General features: G+C 63.2%; 13 protein-coding genes. 5 read left to right on the top strand and 8 right to left on the bottom strand.

What is annotated here, in order from left to right; all coding sequences use genetic code 11:
- Together HT585_RS19295 and HT585_RS19290 are read left to right on the top strand one after the other, a co-directional pair.
- Nucleotides 1–1,212, top strand: a complete 1,212-nt coding sequence (locus HT585_RS19295; RefSeq protein ID WP_176354489.1) for an amidohydrolase/deacetylase family metallohydrolase — start codon at nt 1–3, stop codon at nt 1,210–1,212.
- Nucleotides 1,213–1,256: 44 nt separating this feature from the next.
- The gene (locus HT585_RS19290; RefSeq protein WP_176354537.1) at nt 1,257–1,748 is read left to right on the top strand and encodes a RidA family protein; all 492 of its coding nucleotides are present in this window, start codon (nt 1,257–1,259) and stop codon (nt 1,746–1,748) included.
- A gap of 19 nt (nt 1,749–1,767) precedes the next feature.
- Here the strand turns inward: HT585_RS19290 and HT585_RS19285 are convergent, their stop codons facing one another.
- On the bottom strand, nt 1,768–2,547 hold the full coding sequence (locus tag HT585_RS19285; protein WP_176354536.1) for an IclR family transcriptional regulator: 780 nt from the start codon (nt 2,545–2,547) through the stop codon (nt 1,768–1,770).
- 229 nt (nt 2,548–2,776) lie between these two features.
- Between HT585_RS19285 and HT585_RS19280 the strand changes: the two genes are divergently transcribed.
- Nucleotides 2,777–3,976 carry an aminotransferase class V-fold PLP-dependent enzyme gene (locus tag HT585_RS19280; protein ID WP_176354488.1) on the top strand — a complete coding sequence of 400 codons (1,200 nt, stop codon included), beginning with the start codon at nt 2,777–2,779 and terminating at the stop codon, nt 3,974–3,976.
- A 44-nt stretch (nt 3,977–4,020) separates the two neighbouring features.
- A complete protein-coding gene (locus HT585_RS19275; RefSeq protein ID WP_176354487.1) occupies nt 4,021–5,853 on the top strand; it encodes an ABC transporter ATP-binding protein in 1,833 nt (610 codons plus the stop codon).
- 19 nt (nt 5,854–5,872) lie between these two features.
- Here HT585_RS19275 and HT585_RS19270 read toward each other — a convergent pair whose 3' ends face one another.
- The 3 genes from HT585_RS19270 to HT585_RS19260 all read right to left on the bottom strand — a co-directional run bounded on the left by HT585_RS19270 (nt 5,873) and on the right by HT585_RS19260 (nt 7,522).
- Entirely contained in the window at nt 5,873–6,241 is a 369-nt protein-coding gene (locus HT585_RS19270) for a VOC family protein (protein WP_176354486.1), read from the bottom strand.
- Between the two features lie 158 nt (nt 6,242–6,399).
- Nucleotides 6,400–6,561, bottom strand: coding sequence for a Thivi_2564 family membrane protein (locus HT585_RS19265; RefSeq protein WP_107027568.1), 162 nt, complete (start codon nt 6,559–6,561; stop codon nt 6,400–6,402).
- A gap of 235 nt (nt 6,562–6,796) precedes the next feature.
- Nucleotides 6,797–7,522, bottom strand: coding sequence for an META domain-containing protein (locus HT585_RS19260; RefSeq protein WP_176354485.1), 726 nt, complete (start codon nt 7,520–7,522; stop codon nt 6,797–6,799).
- 246 nt (nt 7,523–7,768) lie between these two features.
- Here HT585_RS19260 and dxr point away from each other — a divergent pair, with 246 nt between their 5' ends.
- A complete protein-coding gene (dxr, locus tag HT585_RS19255; RefSeq protein ID WP_176354484.1) occupies nt 7,769–8,944 on the top strand; it encodes a 1-deoxy-D-xylulose-5-phosphate reductoisomerase in 1,176 nt (391 codons plus the stop codon).
- Nucleotides 8,945–9,234: 290 nt separating this feature from the next.
- Here dxr and hemA read toward each other — a convergent pair whose 3' ends face one another.
- The 4 genes from hemA to HT585_RS19235 form a co-directional block, all read right to left on the bottom strand.
- Complete coding sequence (gene hemA, locus HT585_RS19250) at nt 9,235–10,449, bottom strand: 5-aminolevulinate synthase (RefSeq protein WP_176354483.1); 1,215 nt, start codon at nt 10,447–10,449, stop codon at nt 9,235–9,237.
- Nucleotides 10,450–10,664: 215 nt separating this feature from the next.
- Entirely contained in the window at nt 10,665–11,471 is an 807-nt protein-coding gene (locus HT585_RS19245) for an FAD binding domain-containing protein (RefSeq protein WP_176354482.1), read from the bottom strand.
- 15 nt (nt 11,472–11,486) lie between these two features.
- A complete protein-coding gene (locus HT585_RS19240) occupies nt 11,487–13,835 on the bottom strand; it encodes a xanthine dehydrogenase family protein molybdopterin-binding subunit (protein WP_176354481.1) in 2,349 nt (782 codons plus the stop codon).
- An 83-nt stretch (nt 13,836–13,918) separates the two neighbouring features.
- Entirely contained in the window at nt 13,919–14,407 is a 489-nt protein-coding gene (locus tag HT585_RS19235) for a (2Fe-2S)-binding protein (RefSeq protein WP_176354480.1), read from the bottom strand.
- Nucleotides 14,408–14,732: the final 325 nt, after the last annotated feature.

Raw genomic sequence — 14,732 nt, 5'->3', positions numbered from 1 at the left:
ATGCCCACCGCAACCCGTAGCACCAGCCCCGTGCTGATCAGCAACGTGAAGCCCGTCGCCTTCGGCATGGCGGCGCCCTCCGAAGCCGTCGATATCCTCGTCGGCACCGACGGCACCATTGCCGCCATCGGCAATGGGCTGGCTGCACCTGACGGTGGCGAGCGCATCGACGGCAAGGGCGGCTGGATCTCGCCCGGCTGGATCGACCTGCACGCCCATGTTTGGCACGGCGGCACCGACATCTCGGTCCGCCCACAGCTCTGCGGCATGGAGCGCGGCGTCACCACCATCGTCGACGCCGGCTCGGCCGGCGAAGCCAATTTCCATGGCTTTCGCGAATACATCATCGAGCCGGCGCGCGAGCGCATCAAGGCCTTCCTCAATCTCGGCTCCATCGGCCTCGTCGCCTGCAACCGCGTCAGTGAACTGAGCGACATCCGTTCGATCGACATCGACCGGATCATCGCCTGCTACCAGGAAAACCGCGAGCATATCGTCGGCCTGAAAGTGCGTGCCAGCCATGTCATCACCGGCTCCTGGGGCGTGACCCCGGTCAAGCTCGGCAAAAAGATCGCCAAGATCCTGAAGATCCCGATGATGGTGCATGTCGGCGAGCCGCCGGCGCTCTATGACGAGGTGCTCGAAATCCTCGGCCCCGGCGACATCGTCACCCATTGCTTCAACGGCAAGGCCGGATCGAGCATCATCGAGGACGAAGACCTGTTCGAGCTCGCCGAGCGCTGTGCCGGCGAAGGCATCCGGCTCGACATCGGCCATGGCGGCGCATCGTTCTCGTTCCGCGTTGCCGAAGTCGCAATCGCCCGCGGCCTGCTGCCCTTCTCGATCTCCACCGACGTGCACCTGCGCAGCATGAACCAGTCGGTCTGGGACCTCGGCACCACCATGTCGAAACTGCTGAGTGTCGGCATGCCGTTCGAAAAGGTCGTCGAGGCCGTGACCCAGGCGCCTGCCTCGGTCATTCGCCTGACGATGGACAATCTGCTCGCCGTCGGCGCCCGCGCCGAATTCACCCTCTTCGATCTCGTCGATTCCGAACTCCGGGTCTTCGATTCGCTCGGCGCCGAAGCCCACCTCAACCGGCTCTTCGAGCCGCGCTACGCCGTCATGGGAACCGACGTCGTGGCCGCAAACCGTTACCAGCCGCCGCATGTGGAGTGCCCCGACCACAGCCACGGCTACAGCTACCGATGAACCATCACAGAACATAGAAACTGGCAGGATATCGCGTGAACAGTTTGGACCATAAGACCAAGGGCCGTGTGCCGGCTTTGCCCTACCAGAGGCTTGCAGCCCTCGGCATCGACCTGCCGCCGGCACCGCCGCCGATCGCCAACTTCGTCACCCACGTCCAGGAGGGCAACATTCTGTACCTCTCCGGACAGGGACCACGCGAAGTCGACGGCCATCTGCATGCCGGCAAGGTCGGCGCCGATGTCGATGTCGAAAGCGCCTATGAGCACGCACGGCTGACGGGCATCAACCTGCTTGCAGTGATGCATGATGCGCTCGGCGATCTCGGCCGCGTCAAGCGCATCGTCAAGCTCCTCGGCATGGTCAACGCCGTGCCGGATTTCGCCGATCATCCGCAGGTGATCAACGGTTGCTCGGACCTGATGATCGACGTCTTCGGCGAAGCGGGCCAGCATGCCCGCTCGGCCGTCGGTTTCGGATCGCTCCCCGGCAACATCACCGTCGAGATCGAAGCGATCGTCTCGCTTCACGACTGACGGTCAGAGGAAGGTCGGATCAATGGCTGCGCCAGCCCATCATCTTCTCGATCCGCTCGGCGGAAACCCTGACGTGATCGGCGTAGAAGTTGCGATCGTCGAGGATCTTCTGTTCCGGCAGAACGATGGAGATGGTCGCGACGCAAGCGCCCTTGTCGTCGAGGATCGGGGCGGCAACGCAGGCAACCGCATAGTCGGACTCGCCGGCCTGGATCGAAAGCTTGGCGTTAAGCGCCGCCTCCGCCTGGGCCGACAGGGCCGCCGGATCGACGTCGGCCCGACCGGTCGGCGACGTGCGGGCGCAGCGGCGGAACAGTTCCAGCCGTTCGTCGGAGGGCAGATGTCCCACCAGCAGTCGCCCGGATGCCGTCCAGTTGAGCGGCACGCGGGTACCGACCCTGGATGTCACCTGGAAATGACCGGGGCCGTCGGCCATCGCGAGCACCTGCATATAGTCGCCGTCGCGACCGCAGAGCTGGATGGTTTCGGCAACTTCGCGACCGAGGTCGTGCATCTCCCGCGTTGCGACGCCGAGGAAATCGAGCGAACGCGCATAGGCAAGGCCGTAGTGGTAGAGCCGGTCTCCAAGCCAGACCTGGCCGTCGGCGTCGCGGCTGAGCAGGTTCTTTTCGACCATGTCGTCGACGATGACATAGGCCGTCGACAGCGGCGCGCCGACCGCCTTGGCAATGGCGTAGACGCCGCTCGGCGAGCCGGTCTCGTAGAGGAAATCGAGCACCTGCAGTGCCCGGTCCATGCCGCTCACGCGCGAGCGGCGGGTCTTGCCGGTCGGCTCCATGTCTTCGCCGGGCTCGGCGGCAATCGTCGTCTTGTCCAAGGGTCTGCTCCCGTGCAATTCGAAATTCGCAACAGATGGGCGGGCAGCAGCCGCTTTCCGTCTCACCCGCGACAACGGCCCGTTCGTCGATCCGAAAAGGCCAGCTCATATCTCATTACTATGGTAGATATTCCGAGAAAACGGAATAGCTTACCGCTTTCGACGACCAGAAAATCATATGGAGACCACCATGCCTGACCGCGACATCCGCGAAGCTCTCGGACTTCGCCCCGTTATCAATGTATCCGGCACGATGACGGGCCTCGGCGCATCGATCGTGGTCCCGGAAGCGATCGCCGCGATGACAGGCATACTGCCGCAATTCGTCGAGATCAACGACCTGCAGCGCAGGATCAGCCCGGTGATCGCCCGCCTGACGGGTGCGGAGGCGGGCTTCGTCACCGCCTCCTGCTCGGCCGGCATCAGCCTTGCGGTTGCCGGCACGATGACCGGCAACGATCTTGCCGCGATCGAGCGCCTGCCCGACGCCACGGGGCTGAAGAACGAAGTCATCATCCAGATGGGCCATGTCGTCAGCTACGGCGCGCCGGTTGACCAGGCGATCCGCATTGCCGGCGGCAAGCCGGTGCTCGTCGGCCAGGCGACGTCGGCCTATCGCTATCATATCGAAGGCGCCATCAACGAGCGCACGGCGGCCGCCATCTATGTCATCTCTCACCATGTGGTGCAGTATGGCCTCGTTGGCCTCAAGGAGTTCGCCGAGGCCTGCCACGCCAAGGGCGTTCCCGTTATCGTCGATGCCGCTTCCGAATACGACCTCAAGCTCTTCCTCGAGCAGGGTGCGGATATCGTTCTTTATTCCGGCCACAAGTTCCTGGGTGGACCGACCTCGGGCATCGTCGCCGGGGAAAAGACGCTGGTGCGCAACGCCTTCCTCCAGAACCTCGGCATCGGCCGCGGCATGAAGGTCGGCAAGGAAAGCATGCTCGGCGTCATGGCCGCCCTCATCGCCTGGGAAACCCGCGACCACCAGGGCATCCGCGACCGCGAGGCCGGCTATCTGAACCTGTGGCGTGACACCCTCGATGGCCGTCCCGGCATCAAGCCGGTGATCGAGGCCGATCCGACCGGCAACCCGCTCGACCGGCTGCGCGTCACCATCGATCCTGAAGAAGCGCACATCACCGCGTGGGATCTCGCCGATGCGCTGGCGTGCGGGACCCCGCCGATCATCGTGCGCGACCACGAGGTCGAGCACAATTACTTCTATCTCGACCCCTGCAACCTGCATCCCGGCCAGGAAACCATCGTGGCGAACCGGCTTTCCGAGGAACTGACGAAGGCGCGCAGCTCCAACGAGATCATCGCGACACCGCTCCACGAGCGCAACGCCCGCCGCTTCGCCAGCCTGTTGCGCTGGCCCGACTGAGATCGACCCGTAGCCCCCGTGCCGAACGACAAGGAATGGACGACATGACCCGCACCGACGCTGCCACCAATCCGTCGAAGGACCCCGTGCTTTCGGTCGAGAACCTGACGACCTCGTTTCTGATCGACGGCGCCTGGAAACCGGTAGTGCGGGACATTTCCTTCTCGGTCATGCCGGGGGAGACGGTGGCGATCGTCGGTGAATCCGGCTCTGGCAAGAGCGTGACGTCGCTGTCGATCATGCGCCTCTTGCAGAAGGACATGAGTCGGACGGAGGGGCGCATCATGCTCGGCGGCCGCAATATCCTCGACCTGCCGGAAAGCGACATGCGCCGCGTGCGCGGCAACGACGTGGCGATGATCTTCCAGGAACCGATGACCAGCCTCAATCCGCTGTTCACCATCGGCGACCAGATCTCCGAGGCTTTGCTTTGCCATCGGCCGATGAGCAAGGCGGAGGCCAAGGCCGAAACCATTCGCCTGCTCGACAAGGTCCGCATCCCCTCGGCAGCCTCCCGTTTCGACGAATACCCGCACCGCTTCTCCGGCGGCATGCGCCAGCGCGTCATGATCGCCATGGCGCTCGCCAGCCGGCCGAAGCTCCTGATCGCCGACGAGCCGACGACGGCGCTCGACGTGACGATCCAGGGACAGATCCTCGACCTGATCAAGGTGCTGCAGGAGGAGGAAGGAACCTCCGTCCTGTTCATCACCCACGACATGGGCGTGGTCGCCGAAATCGCCGACCGCACCGTGGTGATGTTCCGCGGCGAGGCGGTTGAGACCGGCCAGACGGAAGACATCTTCCTGCGCGCAAAACATCCCTATACCCGTGCGCTGCTTTCGGCCGTGCCGATGCTCGGCTCGATGAAGGGCAAGCCACAGCCGCTGCGCTTTCCGATCATCGACAGCACCACCGGCCTGCCGGATACACCGGTCGAAGGCGCAAGCACGGTCGCCGAGAGCCGCCCGATCCTGGAGGTCAAGAACCTCGTCAAGCGTTTCGACATCCATGCCGGCCTGCTCGGCAGGCTGCAGGGCCGCGTGCACGCCATCGAGAACGTCTCCTTCAGCCTGCAGCCCGGCGAGACGCTGTCGCTTGTCGGCGAATCCGGCTGCGGCAAGTCGACCACCGGCCGCGCCATCATGCGGCTGATCGAGCCGCAGAGCGGATCGGTCGTTCTGAACGGCCGGGATGTGCTCGCCATGGACCGCAAGGAACTGCGCGAGATGCGCCGGACCATGCAGATGATCTTCCAGGATCCCTTCGCCAGCCTCAACCCGCGCATGACCGTGGGGGCAGCGATTGCCGAACCCTATCTTGAGCACAAGCTCGGCACCGCCAACCAGGCCCGCGACAAGGTCGCCGAGCTTCTGGAGCGCGTCGGCCTGCAGGCCGACATGGCGGCGCGCTATCCGCACGAGTTCTCCGGCGGCCAGCGCCAACGCGTCTGCATTGCAAGGGCTCTGGCGCTCGATCCGAAGGTCATCGTCGCCGACGAGTCTGTTTCGGCGCTCGACGTCTCGATCAAGGCGCAGGTCATCAACCTGTTGCTCGACCTGCAGGCGAGCCTTGGCCTTGCCTATCTGTTCATCTCGCACGACATGGCCGTGGTCGAGCGCGTCAGCCACCGGGTCGCGGTGATGTATCTCGGAGAGATCGTCGAGATCGGCCCGCGCGCCGACATCTTCGAGAACCCGCAGCATCCCTATACCCGCAAGCTGATGGCCGCCGTGCCGATTGCCGACCCGACCCGGCGCCACGCCCGGCGCAATGTCTCAAGCGACGAGATCAAGAGCCCGATGCGCGCGCCCGACTACGTCGTGGCTGCACGCGCGTACCGGCAGGTTTCGGCGGAACACTTCGTGCAGGTGTAACCAGCGCGGATCTGCGCCGTCATTTATCCGGGGTGCAGACCCGCAGGCGGTGACCGTCAGGATCAAGCGCAACGAATGTGCGCCCGAACACGGCGGTCATCAGCTCCTGCTCGATCGGCACACCGGCCTTGCGCCATTCGGTGTAGATACGTTCGACTTCGAGGTCGTCCTTGACCATGAAGGCGATCTCCATCCGGTGGCCGGAGCCGGAGGATACGAAGTTGGCAGCACGGGTTGACCACAGACTGAAGGTAAGTCCGCCTTCCAACGCGTAGGCGACATAGTTCGGAAAGGCCGCAACCGGCTCACAGCGAAGCAGCCGCGTGTAGAAAGCGGCGCTCTCTTGAGGATCGTCCACGTAAAGCAGGATGAGGTTCGGGCTCAGCATCGTCGATCATCTCCATTATCAGATGATCGCAGGCTAGTGGGTATCCCTGCCAGTTTCTGTCAGCATCGTTCGGAGCCGAGCACGAAAAAGCCGCCGCTCCTGGGATGGAGCCGGCGGCCTTGTCAAATCGTTCCAGCCGATTGACGTGCGTGGCAGCGTCAGAAGACGGCCAAGTACTTCAGCAGCGAGATGATGCCGATGACGAGCACGATCGCCTGCACGATCTGCTTTGCGCGGCCGTCGAGCGGCAGGCGCTGGACCAGATAAAGCACGAGCACGATAACCAGGAACGTGATCAAAATGCTGATGAGAAGCCCCATAGACAAACTCCCTTTGTAAGGCGACGCGAAGTCGTCGGAGTTGTAACGACGAGGTGAGCCGAAAAGTTCCAATGTCGGCAATCACTTATTTAGATCGCGCGGCAGATGGGAAAGAGGGCCGGGCGCAAAATGAGGCGTCTGAGCAGGCTCAAACCAAAGACCTGCCGGCAGCAACAACGGCCGCCGTCAGGCACTATGACAGTCCGCCGCAACCTTTACCGACACGATGCGGATGTCAGCTCGCCACCTTGCAGACGATCCCGGCATCGTTGTCGCCCTTGGTGGCATCGTAGAACGTCACCTCATCGCCCTTCGTCCACCAGATGTATTGGCCGCCGACATATTTGGCACCCGATGCGGCAATCACGTTGGAAGCAACGGTGAAATTGCCGTCGATGGTGAAGGTTGCCAGCGAGACCGGGCCGGCATTGATGTATTCGGCGTCGACCGTCTTGCCGCCGCAGTCATAGCGCACCTGCTGACGATCGACCGTTTCGGCACCAGGAACGGAAATTGCGATATCGACGCTACCCGATCCACCTGCCGCCATGGACGCAAGCGTCAGCGCCGGCGCACCGGCCGATTTGCCCAGCATCAGCTTCGAGCCTTCGACATCCCAGGAAAGCTCCGTGCGCAGCGCCGCCAGAAATTTCTGTTCCTGGTCCATCACCGCCGGCACGCACATCTTGCGGGTCGAGGCGGCCGGTCCGAAGGTGATCTTGGCCCCGGAAAGGCTGAAGGTTCCGGTAAAGTGGTTGCAGCCGGCCATGCCGCCATAGGTGCCGTCGTCGCGGATTTCCAATGTCGACTGGAGATTGTCGATGACGCCGCGGCCAGCGATATCCTCGGCAAGCCAGGTGCCGACAAGCGCCTGCGGCACGTTTTCGGCAGCGACCGTCTGCATCGAGGCCATTTCGATCAGCACGCAGGCGCAGGAAAGGGCGGTGGCGACTTTCAGCATCGGGAACTCCTTGGTGCTTCGACTCGTGACCCGATTCTTAGCCCGTTCACACGTCGGATTGAAGACCGCGCCCTTGTTGCACGTCGATTTCGCCTGTAGAGCCTAGCGCATACAGTGAAGATCGGCATCGGTTTTCGGCAAAATCAAAACGCGACTTCCCTCCGTCGGAGCGAGCGCGAGACGCCTTACCGGGCGCTGCGCCTCCGCTGGAACGTTGGAAGAGCGCACAAGAATATGGGAATTGGCATGGCATCCCGCGAACACGCGAAGCGCCGACTGACGATCCTGGGCTCGACCGGCTCCATCGGCACGAACACGCTCGATGTCGTCAAACACCTGGGCGGTCGCGAAGCGTTCGAGATCGTCGCCCTCACCGGCAACGGCAACGTTCCGCTTCTGGCGCGCCAAGCGATCGCTCACGGCGCCGAGCTTGCCGTCACCGCCGACGACAGCCACTACACCAGCCTGAAGGCAGCGCTCGCCGGCACAGGCATCGCGGCCGCGTCCGGCCGGAGCGGCCTGATCGAGGCGGCTGAGCGCGATGCCGGTTGGGTGATGGCGGCCATCGTCGGCAATGCCGGGCTTGCCCCGACGCTCGCCGCCGCACGCCGCGGCGCCGACATCGCGCTTGCCAACAAGGAATGCCTGGTCTCCGCCGGCGGCCTGTTCATCGAAGCGGTGAAAAAGGGCGGCGGCCGGTTGCTGCCTGTCGATAGCGAACACAACGCCATCTTCCAGGTGCTGGAGGAGCACCAGCGCCAAGCAGTCGAACGTATCATTCTCACAGCCTCGGGCGGGCCGTTCCGCACAAAGTCGCTCGAAGAGATGCGCCACGTCACCGCCGATGTTGCCCGTGCCCATCCCAACTGGTCGATGGGTCTGAAAATCTCGATCGACAGCGCCTCGATGTTCAACAAGGCGTTGGAGATGATCGAGGCCAAGCATCTGTTCGGGCTGAAGCCCGAGCAGATCGAGGTGATCGTGCATCCGCAGTCGGTCATCCACTCGATGGTCGGCTACACCGACGGCTCGGTGCTGGCGCAGCTCGGCTGCCCCGACATGCGCACCGCCATCGGCTATGCGCTTGCCTATCCCAGCCGCTGCGACCTGCCGATCGAAAGGCTCGACTTCGCCAAGCTGTCGCGGCTGGATTTCGAAGCGCCCGATGAAGTGCGTTTCCCGGCGATCCGGCTGGCGCGGCGCGCCATGGAACAGGGCGGCGTGCAAGGTGCCGTCTTGAACGGCGCCAAGGAAACGGCGCTCGAAGCCTTTATCGCCGGTCAGACCGGATTTCTGACCATGGCTGAAATCGTCGAAGAGGTGATGGACAAGTTGTCGGATCTGCCGGCCGCCGTCACCATGGACGACGTTTTCGCCGCCGACGAAAAAGCCCGGCAACTGGCTGCCGGGCTGCTTCAGTAATTGGTTTGATCGGGCACTTCGCCATCGCGTGGAGTGTGTGCCCCTCATCCGCCTGCCGGCACCTTCTCCCCTCAGGCGGGGCGAAGCGACGTTGCTGCACCCGCTCCGATCAATTGCTGACGTTCTCGGCCTTGGCTCCCCAACATCAGGCCGAGACAGCACTTCTGCGTCCGAAAGACGCGGAGCCCTCCGCCGTCGTCCTCGTCCCCTCGCCCCGCAAGCGGGGAGAGGGTTAGTCCTCGGGTTTAACCCGAGGAGAGGGGCAGCGTTCTGAAAATATAAGCCGAACGTTACGCGACAGCCCGTGCCAGCGCACAGCGCGACCACAGCGAATGCAGCGCGCCGACCAGATGGTCGATGTCAGCATCCGAATGCAGCGGCGTCGGCGTAATGCGCAGGCGCTCGGTCTTCTTCGGCACCGTCGGATAGTTGATCGGCTGCACATAGACACCGAAATGGTCGAGCAGCAGGTCGGAGATCCACTTGCACTTGGCGGCATCGCCGACCATGACCGGCACGATGTGGCTCGGATTCGGCATATGCGGAATGCCGCGCTGATCGAGCATCGAGCGCAACCGGCGCACGCGCTCCTGATGGGCGAAGCGTTCGACCTGGCTTTCCTTCAAGTGACGGATGGAGGCAAGCGCACCGGCCGCAAGCGTCGGCGGCAGCGCCGTGGTGAAGATGAAGCCGGATGCAAACGAGCGGATGAAATCGCAAAGCGCCGTCGAACCGGTGATGTAGCCACCCATGACGCCGAAAGCCTTGCCCAGCGTGCCTTCGATGACAGTCAGGCGATGCATCAAACCTTCGCGCTCGGCAATGCCGCCGCCGCGCGGGCCGTACATGCCGACGGCGTGCACTTCGTCGAGATAGGTCATCGCGCCGTATTTGTCGGCGAGATCGCAGAATTCCTTGATCGGGGCAATGTCGCCATCCATCGAATAGACGGATTCAAACGCGATGATTTTTGGCGCGCGCGGATCGGCTGCAGCCAGCTTGGCTTCGAGGTCTGCTACCGAATTGTGTTTGAAGATGACGCGTTCGCACTTGGAATGACGGATCCCCTCGATCATCGAAGCGTGATTCCCGGCGTCTGAGAAGACGATGACACCGGGAATCTTCGAACAGAGCGTTCCGAGCGCTGCCCAGTTGGAAACGTAACCCGAGGTGAACAGAAGCGCCGATTCCTTGCCATGCAGATCTGCGAGCTCGCGCTCGAGCAGCACATGGTAGTGGTTGGTGCCGGAAATGTTGCGGGTGCCGCCGGCACCAGCGCCGCATTCGTCGATGGCGCGCTTCATCGCCTCGGTAACGACAGCATGCTGGCCCATGCCGAGGTAGTCGTTGGAACACCAGACGGTGACTTCCTGAATGCCTTCAGCCGTGTGGCGCGCGGCCTTGGGGAAGTTGCCGCGACTGCGAGCGATATCTGCGAAAACCCGGTAGCGACCTTCCTGATGCAGCCCGTCCAGTTCGGTTTTAAAGAAATTCTCGAAGTCCATCATCTTCTCCAGTGCCCTGCCGCTTTTTTTATTCAAAGCGACCAGGGGTCAACCCCGCAATGCGATGCGCCCGCCGCCTGCGGCAAAAGGCCTCTAGTTTTGAACCGTTCCAAAGAAAGCCTTAGCGTATGTAATTCCCTCCAAGCTTGATCGAAGTCAAGCTTGGACGAAAAAAGGACGGCCGAAACCGCCCTTTTTGTCGCATCACAACGTGTTCAATCCGCTCGTGCCGCCGCCACCGCGCGTTTTGCCATCACCTTCACCAAATTGGCGCGATAGGTGGCATCGGCGTGAATATCGGACAGCAGATCGGACGGATCGACAGTCACATTGGCAAGCGCGTCCGGCGACCACTGCGCGGAAAGCGCCGCCTCTATGCCCTCGTGCCGGAAGACGCCATTCGAACCGGCTCCCGTCACCGCGACGCGAACATCGCCATTGTCCCGTCGAACCACGAAGACGCCGGTCATCGCATAGCGCGAGGCCGGGTTGGCGAACTTCTGGTAACCGGCCTTTGCCGGAGCCTCGAAGGTGACAGCCGTCACCAGCTCGCCATCCTCCAGCGCGGTCTCGAAAAGTCCGGTGAAGAAATCACCGGCGGCAATCTCCCGCCGGTCGGTGATAATGGTTGCATCGAGCGCCAGCATCGCCGAGGGGTAGTCGGCTGCCGGATCGTTGTTGGCGATCGAGCCGCCGATCGTCCCCATATGGCGCACATGCGGGTCACCGATGTGGCTGGCAAGCCCTGAGATCGCCGGACAGAGGGCCGCAAGCTCGCTCGAGGACGCCACGTCGAAATGCGTGGTCGCCGCGCCGATCCTTACGGTTCTCCCGGAAACACTGATGCCCTTCATTTCGGGGACTTGCCTGACGTCGACGAGGTCGCTCGGTGCGGCAAGCCGCTGCTTCATCGTCGGTATCAGCGTCATCCCGCCGGAGAGATACTTGCCCTCGCCTGCCGCCTGCCGGAGCTTGACCGCATCCTGGATGGAGGACGCCCGGTGATAGTGGGTCTCGTACATGACACGTCCTCCCGCTCAGTTGGCGGCGTGGGCGGCGGCCCACACCTTTTGCGGCGTCGCCGGCATGGTCAGCCGGTTGTTGCCGATGGCATCGGTGATGGCGTTGATCAGCGCCGGCGGCGAGCCGATGGCGCCGGCCTCGCCGCAGCCCTTGATCCCGAGCGGATTGTTCGGGCAGGGCGTGTTCGAGGTCGAGACCTTGAATGACGGCAGGTCGTCGGCACGCGGCATGGCATAGTCCATGTAGCTGGCCGTCAGCAGCTGTCCGTTTTCCGGATCGTAGTGAACGTTCTCGAGCAGCGCCTGGCCGATGCCTTGCGCCAGGCCCCCATGCACCTGCCCCTCGACGATCATCGGGTTGATGATATTGCCGAAATCGTCGGCGGCGACGAACTGGATGATCTTCGTCACGCCGGTCTCCGGATCGACCTCGACCTCACAGATGTAGCAGCCGGCCGGGAAGGTGAAGTTGGCCGGATCGTAGAAGGCGCCCTCCTTCAGCCCCGGCTCCATGCCCGGCGGCAGGTTGTGGGCGGTATAGGCGGCCAGCGCCATCTGGAACCACGGCACCGTCTTGTCGGTACCGGCGACTTTCAGCTCACCGTTCTCGATGACGATGTCGCTCTCATCCGCCTCCATCAGGTGAGCGGCGATCTTCTTCGCCTTGGCTTCGACCTTGTCGAGCGCCTTGACGACCGCCGACATGCCGACGGCACCCGAGCGCGAGCCATAGGTGCCCATGCCCATCTGCACCTTGTCGGTGTCGCCATGCACGATGTTGACACTGTCGATCGGCACGCCGAAGCGGTCGGCGACCAGCTGGGCGAAGGTGGTTTCATGCCCCTGCCCGTGGCTGTGCGAGCCGGTCAGGACCTCGATCGTGCCGACGGCATTGACCCGGACCTCGGCCGATTCCCACAAGCCGACGCCGGCGCCGAGCGAGCCGACTGCCGCCGACGGCGCGATGCCGCAGGCCTCGATGTAGCAGCTCATACCGATGCCGCGCTTCATGCCGCGTCCGGCGGCTTCCGCCTTGCGGGCGGCAAAGCCGTTCCAGTCGGCGGCCTTCATCGCCGCATCGAGCGATGCGTCGTAATCGCCGGCATCGTAGTTCATGATCACGGGCGTCTGGTGCGGGAAGGTGCGGATGAAGTTGATCCGCCGCAGTTCCGCCGGCGAGACCCCGAGTTCGCGCGCCGCCGTCTCCATGGTGCGTTCCAAGAGATAGGTCGCTTCCGGCCGGCCGGCGCCGCGATAGGCATCGACCGGGGCGGTATTGGTGTAGACCGTGCGCACATTGGCGTGGATTGCCGGGATGTCGTACTGGCCCGACAGCAGCGTCGCATAGAGATAGGTCGGCACTGCCGACGAAAACAGCGACATGTAGGCGCCGAGATTGGCGACCGTGTCGACCTTCAGCCCGATGATGCGGTTGTTGGCATCGAACGCCATCTTCACCTTCGAGAGGTGATCGCGGCCATGCGCGTCGGTCAGGAACGCTTCCGTCCGGTCCGACGTCCATTTGACGGGTACGCCGGTGCGCTTGGAGGCCCAGAGACAGACGATCTCTTCGGGGTAGATGTAGATCTTCGAGCCGAAGCCGCCGCCGACATCGGGCGCAATCACCCGCAGCTTGTTTTCAGGCGCGACGTTGTAGAAGGCGCTCATCACCAGCCGTGCCACATGCGGGTTCTGGCTGGTGGTGTAGCACGTGTAATGATCGTCGCCACCGTCGTAGATCCCGAGCGTGGCGCGCGGCTCCATCGGGTTTGGCGACAGGCGGTTGTTGTGGATGGTGATCTCGGTCACGTGCGCTGCCGCCGCAATCGCCTTGTCGGTGGCGGCGGGATCGCCGATCTGCCAGTCGAAGATCAGATTGTTTGGCGCTTCCGGGTGCAGCTGCGGCTGGCCCTGTTCCAGCGCCTTGGTGGCATCGGTGACGACCGGCAGCTCCTCGTAATCGACGACGACGGCTTCTGCTGCATCCTTCGCCTCGGCGACGCTGTCGGCGACGACGATGGCGACGGCATCGCCGACGTACCGCACCGTCTCGTGGGCAAGCGGCCGCCAGGCGCCCATCTTCATCGGCGATCCGTCCTTGGAATGGATCATCCAGCCGCAAATGAGATTGCCGATTCCGTCGGCGAGCAGCTGCTTGCCGTCGAGCACGCCGATCACCCCGGGCATGGCCTTGGCCGCCGCCGCGTCGATAGACCTGATCTTCGCATGCGCATAGGGGCTGCGAACGAAGATCGCATATTTCATGCCGGGCACCGACATGTCGTCCGTATAGCGTCCCTTGCCGGTCAGGAACCTCTTGTCTTCCTTGCGCGCCACCCGCGCGCCGATACCTTCAACGCCCATTGCCGATCTCCTCCCGAGATATCCAGCGAAACTCCTGCGGTGAAATGTGATCGCGGCGACAAATCATCGCCGCGGGCCGGATGTCATTCGGCAGCGACGCGGGCACCGCCCATTTCGGCGGCAGCCGCCAGGATTGACTTGACGATATTGTGGTAGCCGGTGCACCGACAGATATTGCCTTCGAGCTCGGCGCGAACGGTCGCCTCGTCGAGTTGCCCGCCATGCCGGCGGATCATGTCGACGGCCGTCATCACCATGCCCGGAGTGCAGAAGCCGCATTGAAGGCCGTGATTGGCCTTGAAGGCCGCCTGCACAGGATGCAGCTCTCCGTTTGCAGCAAGGCCTTCGATTGTGGTGATGTCAGAGCCCGCCGCCTGCGCGGCAAGGGTGGAACAGCTCTTGACCGACTTTCCATCCATGTGGACGACACAGGTGCCGCATTGCGACGTGTCGCAACCGACATGGGTGCCGGTCAGGCCAAGGTTCTCGCGAATGAAATGCACCAGCAGCGTTCGGTCATCGCACTGACCGCTCACCTGACGGCCGTTGACCGTCATTGTAATTTTCGCCATTTCGCTCCTCCGGGTGGGTCAATGCCAACACGAGCGCGGGAAGCCGGGTGATGATCTGTTCACGCGACTTCTGGAAACGCGCCAACTGCTATCGATGCCCTTCGCCTCGTGGCCCGCTCCTCCGCGTCCCCGTGGCTTGTCTGTATCATTGTCTTTTTTTGGAATGTCGCAACCGCCCGAAGGCCGGCGACGATAAAAAATTTCCGTGATGGTTGCGCTTGCCGGGATGAGGCCTTCATGTCCCGTTCAGGAACGATATCATTATGTTGGCGGCGAAGAGAATCCGCCGGACCTCCTGTAGACTTTCACAGCGGGCGGTTTATTT

The organism is Ensifer oleiphilus (genome assembly GCF_013371465.1).
GTDB classification, from domain to species: Bacteria; Pseudomonadota; Alphaproteobacteria; order Rhizobiales; family Rhizobiaceae; genus Ensifer; species Ensifer oleiphilus.
Note: the sequence above shows the minus strand (reverse complement) of the source record. Positions and strands in the feature narration are given on the sequence as shown.